This is a genomic window from Shewanella sp. SP1S2-4 (assembly GCF_031932075.1).
In the GTDB taxonomy this organism is placed as follows: Bacteria; Pseudomonadota; Gammaproteobacteria; order Enterobacterales; family Shewanellaceae; genus Shewanella; species Shewanella baltica.
The window spans coordinates 10,604-34,141 of the sequence record NZ_JAUOET010000033.1 but is presented as its reverse complement, the minus strand read 5'-3'; the positions used below and the strand labels follow the sequence as shown (position 1 = coordinate 34,141).

The window sequence follows — 23,538 nt, the reverse complement described above, 5'->3', positions numbered from 1 at the left end:
TTGTTACTATTTATCATCCGACATTTTTTGAATCACTATTAGAGCCAAATTTTCTCTGATATTGAGTTTTGCGCATCTTTGTTAATCCCCTTTGGTTTCAAGACATTGTTAGATCTTTTGGTTCTGAATAGTCAAGTTAATTCCCGTGTCTCACATCGTTTGTTTTATCAATAAACGTTCAGTAAACAACATAAAACCTCGGAATCCTTAAAATACTATTCTACCGTAAGTAGTTGACTTTAATGTTATTTATTTTGATTGCTTTGTAGCAAGTATCCGTGGCTTTAATCATGAAAATGTGGGATTACCAATTACTCCTAGCTTCATAAAGTATGCATATCTTATAAAAGCAGGAGTTAAAAAATGTCTATCAACAACCGTAATAACCTTGAAGTGATTGAAGCTTGTCCAAGTGAAAAGCGAAATTTTGCACTCGAAACTTTATTGTGCGCTATGAAGAGTGGTAATTATTTCAAACTGCTCACTCTTCGGGATCGTGACGGCAGAAAGGTTAATCCATCATCTATAGCTGATGTTAAACTTTTGAAAATTATCCCCAAAGATCCGTCGTACTTTTACGTTAAAGCTGTTTTCCCAAAGGCCAGTATTGGTGAAGATTTAGAAGTGTTTTCTAAGCAGGTTAAGGATGCAATCTATTATTACAGTGTAAAAAGTTCATTTGTGGCGATGTACTGTTGCAAGGGAGATCACAATGAACGAACTCAACTGAAATCAATTAAAGAACTACCTCACGTTGAACTACGTGTCCTACATAATGTTTGCTTGAGTGATCGTAATATTGTAATCACCAATGAACCGAAGGTTTTGACACATTTTGAGATCGCAAACCGAATTGGTTTTGATGGTTGGCTTCCTCATAAACCGCTCTCATCTATTGGCGATTGTGCCTCGGTTATTGACGTACATACTGTTCCGCCAATATTGTCAAAGCTCGCTAAGTCAATCGGTAAGCATGGTAATCCTAACTTCGATTATGTTGTTGGCTCAATAGTGGGATTAACGGGAGCTGTCCTTGCTCAGGACTTTAGAGTTGCGGTTAATAACAACTCTGTGACTTATGAATCCCCTAATATATGGGTCATGAATGTTGGGCATCCTGCATCAGGTAAGTCACCCATAATGCTAGCAGCCTTAAGTAATGCAAGTAGCTGTGTCTACCAACGTGATGAGGGGCGGGAACGTAAGGCTGACATGGCTAAACAAGCAATTAATCAGCGTATTAAGGTTTTTTTAAATCAAACAATTAAAAGTAATGATGAAGAAGGTGAATCTTATGCATCAATTGATCAACTTGAGGAAGAATGCAAAGCGAAAATAGATAAGGTTTTACCTGCGCCTATTCATGACCGTGGCATTCACATTACTACAGATACGACGCTTGCCGCTCTTTACAAATTAATGTTGCTTGGTCGACCAATTGCATATGTCGCAGATGAAGGTGGAGCATTCTTTAAAAGTTTAGAACGACCAGATGCCACATCTTCGGCACTTAGAGGCGTCTTTTTGAATAGCGAATCTGGTAATGGGCGTCTAAGCGTATCTCGCGCTAATCAAGATGATAAATTAATCGACAAAGCAGCAGTTTCTGTCCTCGCTGGTATTCAACCTGATGTATTGGGACCTTACATTAGTGCGGCTCAATTGGGTCATGGCAATGATGGCTTGTTAAATCGTTTCTTATGGATGGTACTCCCAGTGACAGCCATTGATGATCCATTAGTTTCAGGTGGTTTTTCAAAGTTAAAAGCTATTACGTGTAAGAAATTTTTTGATGCACTTGCTAAATGGGAGCCTAAACGAGATACAAATTTTAGTGGCGAGCATCTACTAATTCATTTTTCGGCTAAGGCTCAAGAAGATTATGAAAATTTGGTGACTTACATTCAAAAGGAACGCAGCAAGTACAGTCAAAAGCACCTAATGCATAGTCAACTGGGTAAATATGAAGCGTTATCTTGTAAGTTAGCTTTGATATTTCAAGTGTTTTTGAATTATGACGTCGATACAGAAACATTCAAACAGATTGAGTGTATTTCGACTGAAGCATTTAGCTACGTAGAGGAGACCATTGCCTATTTGATGTCACATGCAATGACAATCTTTGGTGTGGAGGGGATGGCTCAACAGGAGGAGGCCAAACAACTATTCGAAAAGCTTAAGAAAAAAGGGGCCAATAAGAAAATGTCAGTGTCTGAAATGGCGCAATGTAATTGGAAGGGGTTCAGTGGGCGCGGAGATGAAGCAAAAGAGACGATTCAAGATGCATTACATTATCTCGAGAAACTTGGTCTTGTGAAACCAATCGACAAAGGTAGTGCAACACTTTGGCAGATCAATCCTAAAGCTATTTGGTGAGCCAACTAGGGTGACAGTGGGGATGACTTCCCCACCCATTCGCTAGTGTGATTAGTGTGTGTTTTCGAGATATCTAAACGATTAGTGACCTATCTACAGGCATACTGTAAATGCACACTAACAACACTGATGCAAGTGTAACTATCTATAATACAACAGTATTATTATGTATATGTATGTATCTTAGTATATATAGTATATGTGTAGTATAGAGATCATGAATAGAGATCTAACTATGTCTAAGTCTAATAAAGCAGCCCTTCCTAGTGTGATTAGTGTGCATTCTGGCAGTACCTACATAACAGGTGTAAATGCTTATACCCAAGCAACTAACCAATTATGTGATCCTGCCAATCTATCTAATCATCCTTCTAAAGTAGTTAAAACACAGCTTAAAGCATGGTTTAAAGATAAGCCGAGTCATGAGCGATTGAATCATTTTCGGCTATTAAAACTGGAACGTTATCTGAGCGCAATATTGATGAACCCGTTCGAATACGGTGCGATCCCTTTTGTCGATATGCTGTACTTAACTATAGACGCGCCAGAGTCAGTGGTTTCTACGCTATTTACGGCTATGAAATCTGTGCCTACAGAGCATTTTAAGCTGTTTAAAACGGGCCCTGTTAAATATCTAAAGGGCAGTAAAGAAGTATATCAACGCTTCGCTATGTTTGAGAATCAAGCCTCTTCGAAGATAATTGTCTATTGGGGGTTGCATCCAAAGGTAAGAGAGGAGCGCCCAAAGCAGCGTTTAGTCAAAATATCAATAAACCCAGCAAGGCATCGTCCTGCCGAGATTACCGCCTTTTTTGAGTGGTTTAAGTCGCTATTAGGTGATGATGCACAGCAAATTATGGAAAAGTCTAATGTAACGCGTCTGGATATCGCTATGGATCTGATAGGCGTACCGCTACCTTATTTATTCTTTGAACGTACAAATAACAACCTCAGAGGTTTTATTCTGAACGAAAAAGCTAATAACCTACATGTTGGAACGCAGAGGCTTGGCTGCCCAAGATCGAATAGATCCTTAGCGTACGATAAGTTAAGAAAATATCTAGATAAAGGGCCCCATTACGTTGATTTGCTAGTTTATGATACCGCTAAGAAACGATACGTACCGATTAGTCGTGTAGAGCGTGTATTTAAGTTTGCGGATTCACAGGATGCTATTTCTCTTGGCCAACTTGAAAACGCCCCTTATTTTCTTAAAAGTACCGTTTTTTATAGCCCGATGATATTGATGTTCTTAAATGAAGAACAACGCAATATGGTACTGAAATACGGTTTTAGCTACTGGTATCGCATGATCAACAAAAAACGCTGGAAATTGAGCAGGTTTCTATTTAAGCACCGAACTTTAGAAGTGAACAATGAACAGTTTCAGTTGGCACAAACAGCTGCATTAATCCGCCTTAAAAGGCTTATTTTAGAAGCGTAAATGTGATCCTTAGACGTTTTCAATGCTTGCCACATTACTAATAACACATTAATGTGGCAGTATATTTTTCAGTATTTTTGCTATGGAATTATATGTTTATGGACGAACCAAATATTGAGACAATTAGATATAATTTGGGTGTGGAAGATCATATTCCATTTTGGGGTTATTTGATTTATCGCATTGATACCGATGAGTTTTTATCCAAGTTTGACATTTCATCTGCGCGGATACTCAAGGGATGGCACAGCTATCCTGATCAAGCAAAGCCATTTAAAAAAGTCCTTGAGGCCAATAGGGTATGCCAGCAGCTTGAGTTAGACCCTAGTATTTGTGAGATCGTGATTGGATTCGATTTAGGTAAACAAATTGCAGTAGCGGCATTGGATAGCGATATCGTAGGCGAGAAGTGAAATATGTACTTTTTGATTACTATGCACTCAGTTCCAAAGTTCTATGATCTGACATGCCAGCAGATACTACCTGAGTTGGATTACATTGATTCACTTACCAAATCATTCGTTGTAAATGGCGAAGTTCGCACTTTTATACACTCATCAACCAATTTTATGAGTGGTGATGGGGATTGGATGGTGGCTTGCCCCAGAAAAGCAATTGAACAGTTGCGTGAGCTTAATATTCACCCTTTTAAGACTAAACATGAAGCTCGGGAGTTTGCTAAACTCAACCAGCTAGACTCTTTCCGATATTTTAAATGTTTAATATAAATTTCTTGTTTGATCCAAATTATTTTAACAGTATGAAATATTTTTACTCTGTTGCTTGTCTATGGTTATTAAAGGTATTTTTAATGAAGGGAAATATGGTATGAGGTTTAGTGACATAACCAACTATTCTTTTAGCTATCGTGAAGCTTCGGAATATGTTACAGAGTATTGGGATGAATTGGAAGATATCTACAATTCCTGCGAGCCAATGAGTGGTGACAAAGGTAAAGTCTGGAGGCAGTTTCATGGTAAGCCACATGAGACGAGTGTATTAACTGTTTATCTATCTCAGAAGGTTTTTGAATTTGAAAGCTCATTAAACGAATCGAAAAAAGAAATTATAAAATTTGAGAAAAAATCTAAGTTGCTAAAGCTGCGTGTTGATGAGCACGAAATTGAGTTAGACAATGAAAAAATTAAAAATAAAAATTTAGTTATTGAAAATGAGAAAAATAGTATTCGGTTAGACGATAAAGCAGCTAGGGCATTAATGGATACAATTTTATTTCTTGCAAAAAAATGTAAGAGTAATGGCATCATTATAGACGTCAAAAGCTTACCTCACTTTAACAATATTAGCAGCAAGCAAATTGAATACTTGAAGTCTTTAGATGATGAGTAGCTGCCCAGACTGGTTCTGGTAAGGGCTTCTTGCAATTTTTGTCAATCAAATCAGTTGATACTGGATTCATTTAGGTTCTAATACCGTGGCAATTTAGTTTACGACGACAATAAAAATATTGTTGAGATGACGTACATAGTGTCTTGATGAGGATATTAATGAGTATTGTTGAAGAGAGTCTAAAAGAGGCGAAGAAAAATCTACGGAAAGGGCTGCCGTATTGGACTGATGTGTTTACTCGACCATTAAACTCAGAATTTGAGAAATTGTTGAGGCAGGATGGCTTTTATATTTTTCATATTTGCTTTTGGATAGAAGGTGAGGATGTTTACTCGCCGATCTCGATGGATGTTGATAGGCTAAGAGAAGTCGCAAAAAAACGATTTGAATTGAGAGATAGTGGTGTGCCAGAGGCACTTTGGCCTGTTATCTAACTAAATAAAACGTGAAAATATGGCTCAACTTGCAAGACTATGTTGTTATTTGTCACTAACTCACCCCATGATGAGCGCCCTGTTAGCTATAAAACAGTGGTGCACTTCCCTTGCCCAATAAACTGTTCGGTCGAGCTGACTAAGGCTATATGTGAAGCCGCACCTAAGCTATTTCGTGAAGGTGTGCGCTATTACAAGATAGGCGTAGGTTTGATTGATTTAGTGAGCGAGAAACATAGTCAATTAGACTTGTTCAATCCGCCAACAGCAAAGCCAGCGCTAATGCTTACACTCGATCACATTAACCAACGCTATGGTAGTGATACCCTGTTTATTGCGGCTCAAGGCATAGAGCAAAAATGGGCTATGCGGAGGGATTTATTAACACCTCAATATACGACTAAGTGGCGAAGGTGTATTAAGTGCTAACGAAGTTGTGCCCCATTATTTGTTTCGATGCGCATATTGATCAATTAATTAAAGCATCAATTGATTTACTTTTTCTAATGCAACAAAGTGCATATAAGAGCATCATGTAGCAAAGAGGACTATATCTTGAAGAACAAGTTTATAGAGTTTCAGCAGCACCTCTATCACGATATAGAGGATGAGGAAAAAGCTGAGGAATATTTAGATAGAACTATTCCTTACATTGGCCTAATAGTCATGTACTTCAACTCATTGGAGTCTGATCTTGATTCGGTTTTATGTGAAAACTTTACTGATCGAACTGACTCTCCCGGCTTAATAGTGCTTAATAAACTTAACTATTCTTCGAAAGTCGACTTACTAAAGCGTTTTTGCGATGACTTTCAGTTGGGTATAGGGCAATTTTTGAATGGTTACGAGCAAATAATCACAAATCTTAACGAGTGTGGTCGTCTTCGAAATATGGTCGTACATGCGGATTGGCAAGCGACCGATTCTGATGGTTATACATACATTAAGCTCAAAATGTCAAAGAAAGGAATGCAACAGGAATATGTGCAGTTTACTGAAGAGTCTATGGAGAAAATAACTTCTTTAATTATCAAAACACGCCATGAGCTGTATGAGTTTTGGGAACACAGAAATGACGTTCTTTACGGACGAGAGCCTGCTTCACAATAAGGCGTTATAGCATAAGAGTAATATACGATGATAATAAACATCCCAACAAAAGCTGATTTTGATGAATCTGCAAATAATTTGCTGAATCTAGCTTGGGATCAGATAACAGCTTTGCTCAACGAATATAGTCAGCTTAGTGATACCTTTTATGATACTCAGTTCGATGAAAGTGATAAAACACGCTATTGGAATGCTGCCCGACAAACTTTAACAACTTCTCTAACTCTAATTCAGCAAGCCGTTGAATTTTTTATAAAAAGGAGAATGGTTGCTATTTCTCCGTTTCTCATAATTTCGGGTACAGCTTCCTCTTGGCCAAAAGGTGCGAAAAGTAGTGATATTTCGTTTGGCGAAACCTTCAAGCCATACCGAAAAGTAAAAGATAAAAACTATGATTGCGTTATTTGTGGTCATTATGGACAACTCGCTTCAACAGGATGCACTTAGGATTATTGTGAGAGTCATCATATAGATTATGAGTCTGGTTTATGTTTAGACAGTGGTTGCGTGAATACTGTGTAAAACTGTATTTAAGAGTGAATAGAACACAATAAAAGGACAACTGTGACCGGTTTTGTTGAACAAAAATTCATCATTCCTTTAGAGGCATTAAGTCGTGCGGAGTGGAAGCTGCGCCTGCAAAAGCACTATCTTTCCGTTGATGGTCCCTATGGACAACAGCCTTTGGAATGGCTCAATGCAACAGCTGAAGAATTAGCTGTTGCAGTTGGCTATCCAGACACTCCCCAAGAACAAGTACTCGTGGCGTTTATGAAAATTTTCACCAGAAAAGGCGTTCATAGTGTTCTTGGTGATAAGGTCTCATTGCATCAAGGTAGATTCGCCTTCGAAAACTTTCATTTTTTGGTCTTAAGTTGTTTTGTTACTTCAACGCCAATCGGGGCAGGTGAAAATAAAGACTTCCGTGACCGTCTCGGTGAATTATTCGGGGATGATAAGGGCAGAGAGCAAAGTGTATCAGGTATCAATAGTTTATGGGAAGCTCTTGCTAAGTGGACGCGGCAATCCGCTTTGTATCGTCCTATTTCTCTTCCTGATCCTGGCAGTTATAAAAACATCGGAATAGCTCTAAAGCTAGCCTATCCATCTTGGGAAGATTTAGCCGCACTAAAGAGGATACTGAAGAAAGCGCGGTTCAATGATATGCAGAGCCGTTATGCTCTTTTTCAGCATATTCGCAACTGTCAATATGAATTGCCTGAAACAGCGCGCCAGCGAATTGACTCGCATATTATGGAGCTTGAAACCCGCTTCCATCATGGCAAAGCGATAGAAAATCATGCGTTCTGGCGAATAATAGAACGTGTTCTCGGCGACATTGCCAATGCTGACTCGTTCAATCAATCCATGCTTCTTTGGCGTATTTCTATTGATTTTTATGGAGCGGATGAAAGTGGTGTAGACGTTCTTGTTGCAAAAGGAAATAAACGGGAAGAGTTAAATCGGTCATGCTGGGAAGGTGGTTTCGGCCGATTTCTACGAGAATTAAATGATCCTAAGATACCTATTCAGCTTCAACAGATGATGACGATAGGCACGATCATACTATTTGAAGGTCATGACGGCTTATGGACTCAGGATGATCGGCCTGTTGATAATGTCTCCACCATTATATTGACTAACGTAAAATCCTATATTGACTCATTTAGAAATCCACTGGAGTTAGAACGTGGCTGGTTTGTATCTGAGAAAATGGATATTGATCAAGCTAAGCAACTTACGTTTGGGGAGGGGATTGACTGTGATCCAAAGGTAGTAACCCGTGAGCTTTCCGTTGAGGGGGGAGTAAAAGATCGCAAGGGGAAGTGGTTGGGGATTCCAGGTTATTTTCCATATATTAATTTGCCTGAATCAATGCAAATTGAATCATCACCAAAACTGAATCTTTATATACAGAACCATGTCGCATCGATTGGGGCTAACAACGTACTGGATGGTCAGTGGAGTATTCAGATCAATGGAGACCAATTCTATAAATCGTTAGAGTTTTCCTTTACGAGTAAGGCATCTCGAAATGATAAATGGCCTAGCCGTCCGGAAAATGGTTTTGTTGACGCTCAAGAAGTGCGGTTCGAGGAAGGTGAGTTAATCTTTGATGGAGTAGTACCTGTACATACAGCGTTTTGCCCTTCACAGTTGCTTGATGCTTTAGAGGTCATCTATGCCAGAGCAGGTGCCACCCGTTCTGAACGTGACATTTTAAGCTTTTTAAAGCCCGTTTTGCCTGGAAAACTTAATCCTTGGGATTTAATTCGTTCCTTAGAAGAAGCTGGATGGCTAGAACAAGACGTTAGTAAAAAATGGCGCGGGAGGCGTTGGCGAGTTTTGCCTCCCAGTATAGTAAAAACTGGGCATGGTATTGCAATCATTGAAGGGGCAACAGGCTTTCTTGAGCGTGAGCTGCTTGAAGTTGAAGCCAAAAGGCACTGCGTCGATTATTACATTAATGCAGAACAATCTTGGTCTGTACCCGTTATCTGCGTTGAAGGGGATAACCTACAAAGTTTAGCTGAGGCTTTAAATTGGCCTTTGATTCATGCACGAGAACCCTTATTACAGCCTGCTCCTAGTTGCTGGTTTACCGATAGTCGAACACATCAAGGTCGAAAGTTAGAAAGTGTTTGGTGTACCGATACCAAAAGTTTTAAAAAATCAGAGTCTCATTCTGATACAGAGCAACTCCAGCTGCATCGGTATGTACGAGATGATAGTCAGGATTTTTTCTGCATCACGATGGCCGAGAAGTTGGTGTTCGGCTCTTCTGAGTGCTTAGCTGCTCTCTTAGAGTATTCACGCCAAACGTGTACTCCATTGTTTGCGAGTCGAGAAGACTCACTTATTCGTCAGGCTAAATCTGGCTATTTACCACTGTGCATCGCGAAATGGCTTCGACGAGTAACGGCTCAGCAATCAGGCTCTCGGCAGGAGGGTTCAGAGTTTTGCTATGGCTATGGTGTAACAAGTGCTCAGTTGACCGAGTTAAAACGAATTTTTGGTCAAGCTATTGGTGATAAAGGCTCGGCAAGACAACAAAATATTATTCAGAAAATGGCACAAGATCGACAAAGAGGTCAGCGCAGCTATTGGCCAATTTTCAAGGAGTTAGGATAAATGTTAGATGAGGTATATTTAGGTAAAAGTGTTAGGGATTATAACTCTGGTAGTAAGTCACAAATTGAAGCATTAGCAAAAGAGTCTGGCGGTTACTGGGTGATATCCGATAGTTTCAAATATGACCTTCCCCCTAATGGAACTGCATTTGCTTATGACTTTAGTTTAAGGTGGATTAAAAGTGATCAACTAATTACTTTTAAGGTGCAGCCTAACTCACAAATAAAAGGTGATAGCTACGATCAGTTCGTGGTAGATCCCAGAGCCAAGCCTGTACGTTGTATTCTAGACTATCGAAAAAAAGGTGGAATGGAGTTTGCCCGTTATCAGTGTCTTGAAGTTGGATTTTCAGTTGATGCCATTGATTCTGAAGAAGTCATAATTGCCATATCGGATGAGGAATGCCTAGTAGTCCATTTGACTCTAGACCAAGCGACTAATCGCTATGTTTCTCGAAGTGGCACTATTACCGTTTCTTCACTTAACCCTATGATATTCAAAAGTGATCGAATCAATGAACGGCTTTACGAGGTGCCCGATAAGACAGTTCTAGAAGCACTTTATGATCTACCATGGAAATTTGATCAAGATTTATTAAGCGACTTGCTAGATGCACTTCGTAAGAGCGATAGCAACGGGCTTAGTAAGAATAAGCGAGATGAGTTAGTAAGTGTTTTTACCCGAGCTAAGAACTTAGCCGATGAGCATACAGATATGGCGTATCTAGCTGCTTGGCTTCCGTCATTTTGCAATCGGTTAGATACCTATGTAGATGTTCCCATTCGAATTGCTGAAACGCTAACTCAAATTGAACCGGTTAAACAGCAACTTGAAGAGACACGTTGTAAAGTTGAAAACAGCTTACGTGAAGAATTAGAACCACATGTTCGTTTACAGCTTGAGGATAGCCATCATGAGCTCAAGCAAGTGCTGGAAGATACTCGCCGTCAATTAAAACTTGTATCTGAAGAGTTGATATCAAAGAAAGAAGAGGCAGAGCGCTTAGAAGCGACCTTGACCCACTTGGGTGAAGAACTACTTGGTCAAATCCAGCGTCTTAATCCTGTACTTGGTGTAGAAAATGACTTGGTTGATAAAGACTTTGAACAATTATTGAACGGCCTTCGTTCAGTGTTGGGAGATTATGCCAGACATCTATCGCCTCGTTATGTACAAATTCCCCCCTGGTCTCTGGCGCAAGTCGCCAGTACCAGTGAGCATATAACCTTCTCTCAAATTCCTGAACGTCTCAATAAAGTCGCCCGTGATGCTGGAATATTATCTGAGTCCATGAGTCTGTTTGATACGGGAGCACGTTCGGGAGCTCTTGTAATCTTGCCTCAAGTACAAGCTGAAGTAATGGTGCAGGCATACGCCCGAGCAGTCAGTCGTGGTGATTTTGTCCGTGTGCCCCTTGGCCCTAGTGTATTGCAGCTAGATGACCTTTGGGTTCACCCAGCTAAAGATCAGCCAACAGGATTTGCTTATGCTTGGCTTGAAGCGGAAAATAACCCTGATCAAGTTCAATTGGTCTGGTTAGATGGCCTACACCGAAGCCCAATGGATTTATGGTTACCAAGTTTGATTGGTGTGTTGCATAGCGATAAAAGGCCTACAAATCTTTTAGTAGTAGCTAGTATAGAACATGACCAGTTGGATGCCGACCGCGTATGGAAGGAGTTGCCACGATTCTCTTTCCCTATAGTGCCTAAAACCCAACCATGTGGTTTGAAGCAGTTTTCAAATCCTGAACAGCAGCAAGTCACCTCAATTTGCTGGAGTTCGGGTACTAATATCGCGGTGGATAAAGATGATTTAGACGAGGTCATCGATCTTTGTGATCCAACTGACTATTTCGAACTCAGATCTGAGACCGCTTTATATCGAGCGTTAGCTATGGCCAATAGTTCTGATACTCCAGTCAGCGAACAGTTAGATAAAACTGTAAGCCTTCGAGATCAAGGTCTGCAGTGGTTAAAGGGCATTATCGAATAAACTTTCAAGGAAGCTGTCATGCTAGATCCTATTGGTGCATATCAAGAAATTCACAAATTATATCTGTCTTACTTAAATACTGCTTATCGCATTCGACGAGAAGAGTTGTCGAATGATCGGAGAAGGTTGCTGAGTGAGCCTGGTACTTTGATGCCTGAGCCATTCTTAGAGCCAATTTTACGCTATCAGCCATCACAAAGTACGCTTGAGTCATTTTTAGATGATGAAACCGAAACAAACCCGTTTAAAAGGTTTAGCAGGGAACAACGAATAGCTATTTTAGAAATGGTCTATTCTGGGCTTTTTCCAGGTAAGGGTGGGACTGGTGAGTTAAAAAGAGTCAGTGTTTTTAAGCCGTATAAACATCAAGTAGACATGCTTTGGCGAGGATTGAAGCCTGGACGGCCTGGTGTCGTTACCTCAGGGACAGGGTCAGGTAAAACCGAGTCTTTTCTTCTTCCAGTACTTTCAGAGCTAGTCGCAGAAGCAACACGTTGGCCTGCACCTAAGCCCAGTTTTTTAAGCAAACAGTGGTGGAAAGAGGGAAGCCAGTTCTCCCTTCATCGAGAGGATGAAAGCCCAGACAGGCCAAAAGCTGTTAGAGCTTTGCTTCTCTATCCGATGAATGCTTTGGTTGAAGACCAGATGGTACGTCTAAGGAAAATGTTGGACTCAAGTGAAGCTTGTAAAACACTGGATACAAGAGCTCATGGTAACAGGATCTTTTTTGGTCGCTACACAGGCGCTAGTCCTGTTGCAGGCTATCGTGAGCATCCAAGATCAAAAGATACTAAGAAAGAGAAGCAGCGCCAGACGCGGGTTAAGAAGGCTATGCAGGATGCAGCTGATCACTACAAAGCGGCATTCAGTGCAGACCAAAGTGCAGAAGAATTTAATCGAACTGTTAAAGAGTCGGATCAAAGAAGAAATGACTCAACGAGATTTCTATTTCCTTCGCCAGATGGCGCAGAGCTTATTTCTCGATGGGACATGCAAGAAACACCGCCTGATCTGTTAGTCACTAACGTTTCTATGCTAAATGCAATGTTGTCTAGGGAAGTAGAAGCCCCCATATTTGATCATACACGGGAATGGTTGGAATCAGACCCTGATGCGTATTTCTTCTTGGTGCTAGATGAGCTGCATTTAATTCGAGGTTCTGCTGGTACAGAAATGGCTGGCTTGCTGCGCTTGCTGATTAATCGCTTGGGATTGGATCGTCCAGAGTTGCGACACAAATTACGCATTTTGGCTTCGAGCGCCTCATTACCGCTTGAGGGCGATATGCGAGAGAAAAGCCTAGAATATCTCTATGATTTTTTTGGCGATTCGGGTACTCATTCTGCTCCTCTAATATCAGGTGCTGAAAGTCCTGAAGACTGGGCTGAGGCGGTGGTAACGGGGCAGCCTCAATTACCTAAGCCAAAACATCAGGATAATTTGAACCCATCGCCTTTTAAAAAGCTGCTTAATCACCTTGCCTCGTCAAATGATGACTTTATCGGGCAGCCTCATACAGTGTTAGATAAAGACGTGTACCTTCAGCAGCTAATAACTGAATGTGGACAGACTTTAGGGCTCGCAACATCTTCATCACCTGAAGCTGTGATTAGTGAAGCGGCAACACGGTTGATGCTCGCTTGTCAGGGTGAAGATGGGATAAAAGCTCGACCTTTGTCTAGGCTTGCTCAAGTCATTTTTGGGTCGAGTCAGCAGCAAGAAGCTTTGCGTGGTTTGACACTGCTGAGAGGGCTGGGTGATAAGCTAAAAAATATTGATGCGACTAGTTTCAGGCAACATCTGTTCTTACGCAGTCTAGAAGGGCTTTACGCGAGTACCCAGTCAATTGATGGTAAATTGACGTATCATGGTCTCACCGTGGAGAGAGGTCGTAGTCATATTAAGGTTGGCGAAGAATCCCTACGGCTTTTTGAGCTTTTCCACTGTGAAAGCTGTCATGAAGAATTTATTGGTGGGCGCAGGGGTAAATTAAGCCGAGGTGGGCCGCGCGAGGAATATGAGATTCTACCGAACTCACCCGAATTAGAGCGATTACCTGAAGCTGGATCAGAAGTGGCAATTGAGCAATTGAGTCATGATGACTTTTTATTATTCTGGCCAGTCCAGCATGATGCTCAAAAAGGGGATTGTGATAATGAAATATGGCAGCTAGCGTTTCTGGACACTCGGAATGGTCAGGTAAAGCAAGGTGCTTCAAAGTTATCCGATAGCTCCTTTATATTGTCTGGTCGCCTTTTTATAAAACAAGGTTCACCGCTTGCGCTTAAAAGCCCGAAAACGGCAGCACCGCATGTTTGTCCTGCATGCGGCACTGATTACTCTAGACGAAGTGAAGAGTATCGCAGATCTCCCATTCGTAGCTTTAAAACCGGTTTTGACAAGACCTCACAGTTGTTAGCAACTGAAGTAATGGAAATCCTAAAACGCTCAGGAACGGCGACAAAACTCATTTCCTTTTCCGATAGTCGGCAAGATGCAGCTAAAACTGCTCTGAATATCGAACGTAATCACCATATTGATACACGCAGAAAACTCCTAATTAAAGCGCTTCAGCAAATAGAGATGCCTAAGGAGTCGGTAGCCGACTTAAGAAAAATGCGAGAAGAGGCTGAAGATGCGGGGGATGATGATCTTTTTGATGAGCTGTCGAAGAAAATCAAGGAGATTAAAAATCCTGGGGATATTAACAGAGTTGCACTTACTCATGTGCTCGAGGTTGACAACCAAGCACGTAAAACAAAATCTTTGCTGGGAAGTATGGCTAGTTTAGGTATGCATCCTACAGATGATTCTGGTGTATCCAAGATTTTTGGTGCTGATCGAAAAGTTAAGTATGGTTGGACCGATTTATTCAAGATCGAACAAGATAACGTCTATTGGAATGAAGATATACCGGCTAATGATATTCTTGCAGCTCGCGGACATATCTCAACGGAGCAGTTCTCGTTACTAGATGACGTACTTTTTGCCAGAAACTACTTCTCGCTGGAAGAAACTGGTTTGGGCTACCCATGCTTAACCAATAAACGAGATCAAAGTTCGGAGCTTGCGGATGCTTTTCTGAGAGTACTATCAGATAACTATCGTGTCGAAGCGAATAAGTGGTTTACAGAAGATAGAAAAGAGTGGGCTGTTTACTCAGATATTGGTAGCAAAAGAGTAAAAACATTTATTAATAAGGCAGGACTAACTGAAGACAAAGTAAATAAACTGCTAAAACAGTTTTCAGAATATGGCCATACTAATGGTGTAATTAGAATCGAAAAGCTGCATATTTGCCTTGCTCAAGAAAGCGACACTGTATACGAGTGCACGACGTGTGGTCGTGCTCACTTACATGTAGGTGCAGGAATTTGTACACGTTGTTACGTTCCTTTGCCATCTTTCAGTAATGCGACAACGAAAGATTTACGTGAGCGAAACTATATATCACGACGTTTAACTCGAGCATCAAATGAGGAAAATAGCTTTCGGTTGAGGTGTGAAGAGCTGACTGGTCAAACTGATGATCCAGCAGATCGATTACGTCGTTTTAGTGGCATTTTCATTGATAACACTAATGAACTTGAGAGACTGGCGGAAGAAATTGATCTGTTATCGGTGACTACTACGATGGAAGTGGGGATCGACATTGGCTCTTTGCAAGCGGTTTATCAGGCAAATATGCCACCACAGCGATTTAACTATCAACAGCGTGTAGGGCGGGCTGGACGAAGAGGGCAAGCATTCTCGTTAGCCATGACTTTATGTCGGGGAAGAAGTCATGATCAGCACTATTTTCATCACCCTGAAGAGATAACTGGCGATGCTCCGCCACCGCCTTTTCTAACACAAGATCATATCGACATTAGTCTTCGATTGCTGCGCAAAGCTTGGTTAACGCGGGCCTTTCAGATTTTACGTGATGAAGATGGAGCTAGGTATCCTGGGGATGTGGTTGCGCCGGATATTCATGGTGAATTTATACCTGCTGCACTTTTTTACGATGATACTCAGAATTGGTCCGTTCGACTTTTGCAAGCAGCAAACCAAACTATTAGCTTTGCCAAAGACGTTGCGAAAAGTTTGGGCCAAGGGAAGCCTGAAATATTGGAGAAGCTGATTGAGTATACTGAATCGGCCACAAAACTTATTGAGGAAATAAAATCTTTCAAGTCAGAGGGAAAAAGCAGGGCTTTGGGTCTCGGACAATTCTTAGCTGAATGCGCCTTGCTACCCATGTTTGGTATGCCGACACGAGTTCGTCCACTATATCTGGGAATTAAATCTAAAAATGGTAAAGATCCTGAATGGGACGCAGTTGATCGTGATTTAGATATAGCAATCTACGAGTTTTCACCAGGGCAAATATTGGTTCGTGATAAGAAACTACATAAAAGTATAGGTGTTATGAGTCCTTTAGGTTTTATTCAGCGTTCCAATGGGGGTAACAAACTTATACCTGAGCCAGTATCTCAGTGGTGGACTGATACAGAGATGTTGGCTGACTGCCCTCATTGCGGGGCTTTACAAAGTAAATTTATGGACAACTTGGTTGCTGACCAAGTTTGTTCTGACTGTGGTGAATCTATACCTTTCTCTATGTTCGAGCAGTACCACTCACCAGCGGCCTTTAGAACAGATTTTTATCCGCAAGTTTCCGATGGAACAGAGCCACAAAGGCCAGCATTAAGGAGAGAAACCGGCTCGATCATTTCACCAATGGTCAATCATCAGGTTGAACTAACAAATGTCATGGTTGCAAGTGGTAGTGATGCCCTCGTTATCAGAAGAAATAGAGGACCGATCGACACTACATCCGAGCATCAGCCTTATACATTAGTTCGAAAAACACAAACTAATGTTTACTCTGCGGATGTCAAACTAAGTCAATTATCTAATCAAACGATAGATACAAAACTTGTCTATGGTAACAACTGGCAATCCACTCCTGAAGGCTCTGAACCAGAGCAAGTGCGCTTCTATTCAAAAAAGAAAACAGATGCAATCAGTTTGGGAATGATCAACATAACACCTGGATTGGATCTTCATAAAGTAGGTACGCGAGAACGAGATCATACAAAAATACGTTCCGCAGCTCTCAGTGCAACACACATGCTTGTTCAGCGAGCGGCATTGGCGATGGACATTGCGCCAGAAGAGTTCGAAGTGCTTGAGCCTCGATTACGAGAAGGTCACCCATACCTGCAAATTGCTGATACTTTGGTGAACGGAGCCGGCTTTAGCAAGCGACTGGCTGCCAACTATCTCAAAGAGCCGTTAGCTGTAGAGTTAATGCGAGCAATGTTGAATGATCCAAGCGATCAAATGACAAGTACTTTTTTTGAACAGCAACATCGTGATCAATGTGCGCTTTCGTGCTATCGCTGTATCCAACGGTTTGGTAATAAAAACTATCATGGACTTCTTGATTGGCGTCTCGGTCTCAGCTTTATGCGTTGCCTGTTAGACCCTGAACATGTTGTGGGTTTGGATGGAAATTTCCATGAATATAAAGAGCTAAGCGATTGGCCTGTATTGGCAAAAGACGCAGCTCAATCGATACAAAGGCTAAATCCTAGTTCAAGGAGAGTAAGCAAAGTCGGGGCACTTAATTTGCCAGTTGTTACTGATGAAACAGAGGCTTACATGGTCGTTCACCCTTTCTGGGATGTATTAGGGTCGCCTTCTGAAGTGATAAATGAGTCTCTTGTCGAGCTAAGAAGACAGTTTGATAAGGTATACTGTATCGATACTTTTGAGGCCAACAGAAGATTGATGAATACTCTCGATAGACTTCGAAAGGCCTAGTCGCATTCTTGATATTCGGTGGATTTCTATCGGCCTTGGTTGTGATCATGGCGTCACAGCCAAGGTAACGGTTGATAACTCAGACAATACGCGCGAGTTGCTTAAGGAACATGCGATTAAGTCGGTAACATGGGACAATCTTGCCAATTTAATCTAACGACGATTCTAGCCAACCATGAACCAGCTTTCCTTCGCCGATACCGAATTTGCCAAACATATAAATATTTGATAGTTGAAACACTAACGTAATAGATCGCTAAATCGTACATTGTCCTAAAGCTTTGAATCATTTTTGTCTCTAAGCGAGCAAGTTGTATGGGACAAGTCAAAATCTGACTATTTATGCACATAAAACTGCATAAACGAAGTTTATCGACATAATCTAGCAATTCGCTTCGAAAACAGCTGAATTCTGCTCGTAGATACACGATTTCTGCATGTTAACAGTTATTAAAGTACAAATGAGTCACTTTACGTGTTAACTGTGGCTTTGTTTCCTAAATCGACTCAGCGAACAAAGCCCCTCATAATTGTTTAAAGATCAAACTATATGTGAGTTTCAGGCATACCTAGCCCAGTGAGCTTGTTTAACGCCCTTATCATTGCGTAAGTTCTCCTACTTGACCGTTATAATTTCGCAGGCTTAATCTGCCACCGAGTAGTTGCTTTACCCTATACATGGCAGTTTCTGAGATTGACCGACGATGATACCCATAGCGCTTCTTCCACTGTTTATTTGAACCATGAAGTTGTTGCCAACGGACCGCTAAGTTACGTGGATGTCCTTGTTCCCAGAGCGCAGCACCTTCCCGAGGCGGGATGAGCACTAAAGCGCGTTTTCTACGAACGGCATCATGACAGGATCTCGTGTCGTAAGCACCATCACCTGAGATATTGCGGATTTTACGATGGGTTTGTTTGAGCAAATTCGGCATGACTTCAGCGTCGGTCACATTTGATAAGCTGAGTTCTGCACCAATAATCTCGTGAGTATGTGTATCTACGGCAATATGCAGTTTACGCCACATTCTGCGCTTTCCATCTGTGCCGTGTTTCTTCACTTTCCACTCACCTTCACCGTAAACCTTTAAGCCTGTGGAGTCGATAGCCAAGTGCTCGATGCCGCCGCGAGTCTTGGTTTTAAAAGCAATATTGACCGTTTTTGCGCGTTTGCTGATGCAAGTGTAATGTGGACACATTAGTGGAATGCCACCCAATTTAAACACCGAGATAATGAAGCCTTGCAGTGGCATAGAGAAAACACGTTTAACCATCTGCGCAGTGGTAATGGCTAAGTCGCTAAACACGCGAGGGCGACCTTTCCTTGGTTGCTCTGCATTGGCCTTCCACTGAGTAATAGCTTTCATCAATCCAGAAGGTAAGTGAGCCACTGATTGATTAAAGCTTGATTGTATTGCTTCCAGTTGGTTGTTTTGTAGCGAGGTTTTGGCACGGTTGAGGGGGTAGTTGATAGGCTGTGTCGATCAGATCAGCGGCTACTGCTTTAGTTCAACCGATTTAGGAAACAAAGCCCTTGGTAACAGACCCAGCTTTTAAACAAGGTAAATTTTTGTAAACATTGTTATCTCTAGAAAAATATTGAGTAAATATGCCTTAAATTTTTCAATTACTAGATTATGGAAATATCGATGACATTGATTTATCATAACTTTAAAATTAAAGAAAGTAAAATATTAAAAAAAACTCTATATTTTTTTTGTTTTATAATATCAATAGCTTTTACAAGTAGCTTATTTGCAGATGAATTTATAGACAGTATCCCAGAAAAAATTGGCCACTTAGAATATTTCAGTTTACCGAAGGGAATCTCGTATGATTTAGAATATCACTCAAGCGACCTAATGGGTGATAAACTGGATCTTTATTCAGGTAATGTATCTTTCTATCGAAACGATGCAATAATTCCTGGGAACTCTAAACTAGAAGTGTCATATAGAACAAAATTTAATACCTATTTACCTACAACTTTAGGATGGGTTGAGGATCTGCCGAGAATAGAACTCAGTTATGTCGTTAGAGGTAGTGGGGGGAGTAGTTATCCTCTTGACTGGGAGATGTATAAGTTTTGCTCCGGGGATATGCGTAGGAACTCTAACAAATATATAAGGCCAGAGGCGCTTTATATGTTTCATCAATCTCCAGTAATTATTATCCCTGGAGTAAGTGAATCATCAATCCTCATAAATAAAAAAGTAATAGGAAATAACTCAGGAGCCTCAGTCTATATAACAAAAAACAAATGGTTAGTAGATTGTTATACAAATGAAAATGGTAAGGAGGGGTTTAAAGTAACATTGCCAGACGGGATTAGTTACTATTTTGATGATTACAATACATTTGCGAATGCTAACTCAAATACCAACTATATGAGAGTTGGAAGTGGAGAGTTTTACCGTGCAGTTAAACAATTGCTAGTTACTAAAGTAGAAGATAGGTTTAATAACTTTGTTATTTACAAATATAACTCCGATTCTTTTAAATATGGATTAATCTCATCTATAGAAGGAAATGATGGTAGAATCCTTAAAGTTACTTATGGGAATGATATTAAGACTGTATCAATAAAAGGCCCTACTGATTCAGAAAGCAAAACCTGGACCTATAGAGATGAAGGTAAATTCTGGAGTAATCTCATCGTTACAAGTCCAGATGGTAAATATTGGAAATATAATGTTTTAAGCATAGATTCAATTGATGAAGAAAATTTGCCAATTGACTATGGTGAAGGTTTGCCACCAAGCAATGGCTGCTTTACTGATGAACCGATTGAAATGAGTGTAACGCACCCAGATGGATCAATTGGCAACTTTAAATTTGAAAGTGTGCTTCAAAATAGAGTTAGAGCTACTACCTCTGGTATCCATTACCCTGAATGTTTTCGGAGTTACAGTTTAACTAAAAAAAGCATAAATACAGGAAATGAAGTTTTAGTTTGGAAGTATAAATACTCAGAGTCTGCTCCAGCAAAAGTTGGAGAGTTAACAAAGAATGTAGAAGATGTTGCAGAAAAATATAAGATACCAGAGCCAGTTCCGATAGGTATCAATCGATTAACAACCAAGACGACATCTGTTGAATCGCCATCTGGTGCATTAACAAAGTACTATATCAATAGAGATGGTCAATCTATTCTTGAAGGTAGAATATTAGCAACCGAGTACTATAGTAATAATGGTGAACTAAAACGAACAACAATAAACGAATATCAAGACGGCTACGTATATGGAGATATTTTGGAACGTACAATGGGAAACAGAGAGTCTATGCAAAAAGATATTCTGGTAAAAAAAACCGTAACTATCGAAGATAAATCTGAATCAAAAGTTGAATATTTAGAGCTAGATAAATATAATAAGCCTCAAGTAATTCATAGTTCTGGCTTTGGGAGGGAACTTTATAAAGCAATAGAATATTACAACGATACCGATAACTGGATTCTATCAAATATTAAAAGTATTAAAGTTGGTGAGGCTCCATCTTCTGCCATTGTTGTTGATGAGAGAACGTTTTACCCTCCAGAATCAAAATACAAATCACTGCCGCATCAACTAAGTAAATATGGAAAACTCTTTGCTACATATTCCGAATATCATAACGATGGGAATATAAAAAAAATAAATTTCAATGACACTAATCGTTATGAAACTTATGAAGATTATTACCGTGGAAAAGCTCGTAAGATAACTATTCCTTGCGCAATAACTAATGGCTGTAACGCTATCAATGGGAGCACTTCTAATACCTTAGTTGCTCTACTTGAAGTTAATTCAGATGGCACCACAAAAAGTGTCACAGACTTTAATGGCAATAAAACGTCTTACACCTACAACCCTATCGGCTGGTTAACAAAGATTGACTATGCAGATCCTAAGTGGGCTGACAAAGTTATTAGTTATGCTGTTGTTAGTAGTCTTGGTGATGGCGTTGGCGGCAGTGATGTTGCCGTCGGCAGTTTGCGTCAGACTATTTCACAAGGGAATTACGAAAAACGGGTTTATCATGATGGTTTTTTGAGACCTATTTTGACTCAGGAACGTGATATATTCATCCCATCAACGACCAAATATCAGTCGTTTGCATACGACCATGATAATCGTCAAATATTAGCCAGTTTCCCGAGCGCTGATGCAAGTAACCGGATAGGAATGGAAACTGAATATGATGCTTTAGGACGAGTGATTACCCTGACTCGAACGAGCGATGGTAGCGTCAGTCGTCGTGAGTATCTGTCAGGTGATAAGGTTGCCGTGACTGATGGAGAAAACAATACAACGACAACGACATACCTTGCCTACGGCGAACCCTCATTTGATAAACCAACTTTAATTGAGGCACCAGATACAGATGATGTCGCAATTGATTATAACGTATTTGGCCAAGTAACCAGTATTCGTCAAGGTAATGTCACTGAAACTCGTCTCTACGATGCTTATCAGCAACTGTGTAAACAGGTGCGCCCTGAAACGGGGATTTCGGCGTTTGGTTACAATGGACAGCGCCAACATATATGGCGTGCAGAAGGGACTAACGGCTCAACCACGGCTTGTGATGCAAGTGCTGTCCCTGCAACACATAAAGTAGTATTGAGTTATGACAACTTAGGGCAGTTAAGAACCGAAAACTTTCCTGATACGACGCCCGATAAAACCTATAGTTATGATGGAAATGGCAACCTCACCTCTTTACTGGCAGGGTCTGTAAACTGGACGTATTTGTACGATAGTTTGAATACTATCGAAAAAGAGACCCTTGCGCTCGATGGCAAGAACTTTGTACTGGACTGGGAATATAACAACCTAGGCGCACTGAGTTCTCTTAAATATCCCTCAGGAGCAATCGTTGATTTTGCACCTAATGCACTGGGTCAAGCAACTAAGGCCGGAAGTTATGCTTCAGGAGTAAGTTACCATCCGAACGGACAGATTAAGCAATTTACGTATGGTAATGGGATTATCAGGAATGTTGAGCTAGACACGACAGGGCGTATTGATGCACTGACAGATATCAAAGAAGGCACAGTAAAAAATAGTCTCGACCCAAGTTATGATTATAACGACAATTTGGCCCGCCTAATCGATTGGGTAGACCGTAACAATGATGTAGATAATCTCACTTATGACGGAGTCGATAGGCTTAAGTCTGCAGATGGCAAGTGGGGGAGCGGCCGGTATAACTATGATGGTCTGGGTAATGTGCTCAGCCGCAGTCTGAATAACTCAACCATAACCTACAACTACAATTTGCTTAACCGCTTAAACAATCTAACTGGTGCTTATGCCTATGGTTACCAATACGATACTCGCGGTAATGTGACCAATAACGGACGCTATAGCCTTGCCTACAACTTAGGCCAACAAATGACCTCCGCTAAAGGGATTAGCTATGTCTATGATGGTCACAATCGAAGAGTTAAACAAACTAAAGCAGATGGTTCTCACTATTCTGTATACAGTCAGGCCGGACTGTTGTTATACCGTGAAGCTGCAAATGGGACTAAAACTGATAATGTATTCTTAGGGAAGCAATTAATTGCGGAGGTTGATAATGCTGAAAGTCATTATATAAAGTTTGAGAAAACTAATCCTCCGAAAGTATGTAGGCAAGAACCAATACCAGGTTCAAAAAAGACAAAGACAATCTGTACACAAGATAAAAAAGGATTTAGTTGGACAACTCAAAATGCCAGTTCTTGTACAGGGGAAGTTCAACGCTTAATTGGAACCAATGTATCTGGTACGAACGAAATTTCAGGCACTTCTGGCAGCTTAAATTTAGGACGGCATTTTACATTAAATGTAACCATGACATGTCTAACAAATTCCAATCAAACTATAACAGCGACTTATAGCTTGTAGGCCTGTTAGT

The 23,538-nt window shown here is 40.7% G+C and carries 11 protein-coding genes and 2 pseudogenes; 12 read left to right on the top strand and 1 reads right to left on the bottom strand.

The window, feature by feature from the left end; translation table 11 throughout:
• The first annotated feature begins 363 nt into the window (after positions 1 to 363).
• The 11 genes and pseudogenes from Q4Q52_RS20075 to Q4Q52_RS20025 all read left to right on the top strand — a co-directional run bounded on the left by Q4Q52_RS20075 (position 364) and on the right by Q4Q52_RS20025 (position 17,652).
• Entirely contained in the window at positions 364 to 2,376 is a 2,013-nt protein-coding gene (locus Q4Q52_RS20075) for a DUF3987 domain-containing protein (RefSeq protein ID WP_311991467.1), read from the top strand.
• A 235-nt stretch (positions 2,377 to 2,611) separates the two neighbouring features.
• A complete protein-coding gene (locus Q4Q52_RS20070; protein WP_311991466.1) occupies positions 2,612 to 3,820 on the top strand; it encodes a hypothetical protein in 1,209 nt (402 codons plus the stop codon).
• 98 nt (positions 3,821 to 3,918) lie between these two features.
• The gene (locus tag Q4Q52_RS20065) at positions 3,919 to 4,233 is read left to right on the top strand and encodes a hypothetical protein (protein WP_311991465.1); all 315 of its coding nucleotides are present in this window, start codon (positions 3,919 to 3,921) and stop codon (positions 4,231 to 4,233) included.
• Positions 4,234 to 4,609: 376 nt separating this feature from the next.
• Positions 4,610 to 5,170, top strand: coding sequence for a hypothetical protein (locus tag Q4Q52_RS20060; RefSeq protein ID WP_311991464.1), 561 nt, complete (start codon positions 4,610 to 4,612; stop codon positions 5,168 to 5,170).
• 158 nt (positions 5,171 to 5,328) lie between these two features.
• Complete coding sequence (locus Q4Q52_RS20055; RefSeq protein WP_311991463.1) at positions 5,329 to 5,604, top strand: hypothetical protein; 276 nt, start codon at positions 5,329 to 5,331, stop codon at positions 5,602 to 5,604.
• A gap of 15 nt (positions 5,605 to 5,619) precedes the next feature.
• Positions 5,620 to 6,033, top strand: a pseudogene (locus Q4Q52_RS20050) (DUF4113 domain-containing protein); the annotation flags it as partial.
• Positions 6,034 to 6,159: 126 nt separating this feature from the next.
• Entirely contained in the window at positions 6,160 to 6,714 is a 555-nt protein-coding gene (locus tag Q4Q52_RS20045; protein ID WP_311991462.1) for a hypothetical protein, read from the top strand.
• Positions 6,715 to 6,741: 27 nt separating this feature from the next.
• The gene (locus Q4Q52_RS20040; RefSeq protein ID WP_311991461.1) at positions 6,742 to 7,161 is read left to right on the top strand and encodes a hypothetical protein; all 420 of its coding nucleotides are present in this window, start codon (positions 6,742 to 6,744) and stop codon (positions 7,159 to 7,161) included.
• A 117-nt stretch (positions 7,162 to 7,278) separates the two neighbouring features.
• A complete protein-coding gene (locus tag Q4Q52_RS20035; protein ID WP_311991460.1) occupies positions 7,279 to 9,846 on the top strand; it encodes a hypothetical protein in 2,568 nt (855 codons plus the stop codon).
• Positions 9,847 to 11,841: a hypothetical protein gene (locus tag Q4Q52_RS20030; RefSeq protein WP_311991459.1), complete on the top strand. Its 1,995-nt coding sequence runs from the start codon at positions 9,847 to 9,849 to the stop codon at positions 11,839 to 11,841.
• Positions 11,842 to 11,859: 18 nt separating this feature from the next.
• Positions 11,860 to 17,652, top strand: a complete 5,793-nt coding sequence (locus Q4Q52_RS20025; protein WP_311991458.1) for a DEAD/DEAH box helicase — start codon at positions 11,860 to 11,862, stop codon at positions 17,650 to 17,652.
• A 546-nt stretch (positions 17,653 to 18,198) separates the two neighbouring features.
• Here the strand turns inward: Q4Q52_RS20025 and Q4Q52_RS20020 are convergent.
• Positions 18,199 to 19,105 (bottom strand): annotated as a pseudogene (locus tag Q4Q52_RS20020) (IS5 family transposase).
• Positions 19,106 to 19,301: 196 nt separating this feature from the next.
• Here Q4Q52_RS20020 and Q4Q52_RS20015 point away from each other — a divergent pair.
• Positions 19,302 to 23,528 carry a sugar-binding protein gene (locus Q4Q52_RS20015; RefSeq protein ID WP_311991457.1) on the top strand — a complete coding sequence of 1,409 codons (4,227 nt, stop codon included), beginning with the start codon at positions 19,302 to 19,304 and terminating at the stop codon, positions 23,526 to 23,528.
• The last annotated feature ends 10 nt before the right edge of the window (positions 23,529 to 23,538 follow it).

Coding starts and splice junctions, on each gene's coding strand:
- Q4Q52_RS20015 (WP_311991457.1), top strand. CDS start 19,302: ATGACATTGATTTATCATAACTTTAAAATTAAAGAAAGTAAAATATTA.
- Q4Q52_RS20075 (WP_311991467.1), top strand. CDS start 364: ATGTCTATCAACAACCGTAATAACCTTGAAGTGATTGAAGCTTGTCCA.
- Q4Q52_RS20040 (WP_311991461.1), top strand. CDS start 6,742: ATGATAATAAACATCCCAACAAAAGCTGATTTTGATGAATCTGCAAAT.
- Q4Q52_RS20030 (WP_311991459.1), top strand. CDS start 9,847: ATGTTAGATGAGGTATATTTAGGTAAAAGTGTTAGGGATTATAACTCT.
- Q4Q52_RS20055 (WP_311991463.1), top strand. CDS start 5,329: ATGAGTATTGTTGAAGAGAGTCTAAAAGAGGCGAAGAAAAATCTACGG.
- Q4Q52_RS20060 (WP_311991464.1), top strand. CDS start 4,610: ATGGTTATTAAAGGTATTTTTAATGAAGGGAAATATGGTATGAGGTTT.
- Q4Q52_RS20070 (WP_311991466.1), top strand. CDS start 2,612: ATGTCTAAGTCTAATAAAGCAGCCCTTCCTAGTGTGATTAGTGTGCAT.
- Q4Q52_RS20065 (WP_311991465.1), top strand. CDS start 3,919: ATGGACGAACCAAATATTGAGACAATTAGATATAATTTGGGTGTGGAA.
- Q4Q52_RS20025 (WP_311991458.1), top strand. CDS start 11,860: ATGCTAGATCCTATTGGTGCATATCAAGAAATTCACAAATTATATCTG.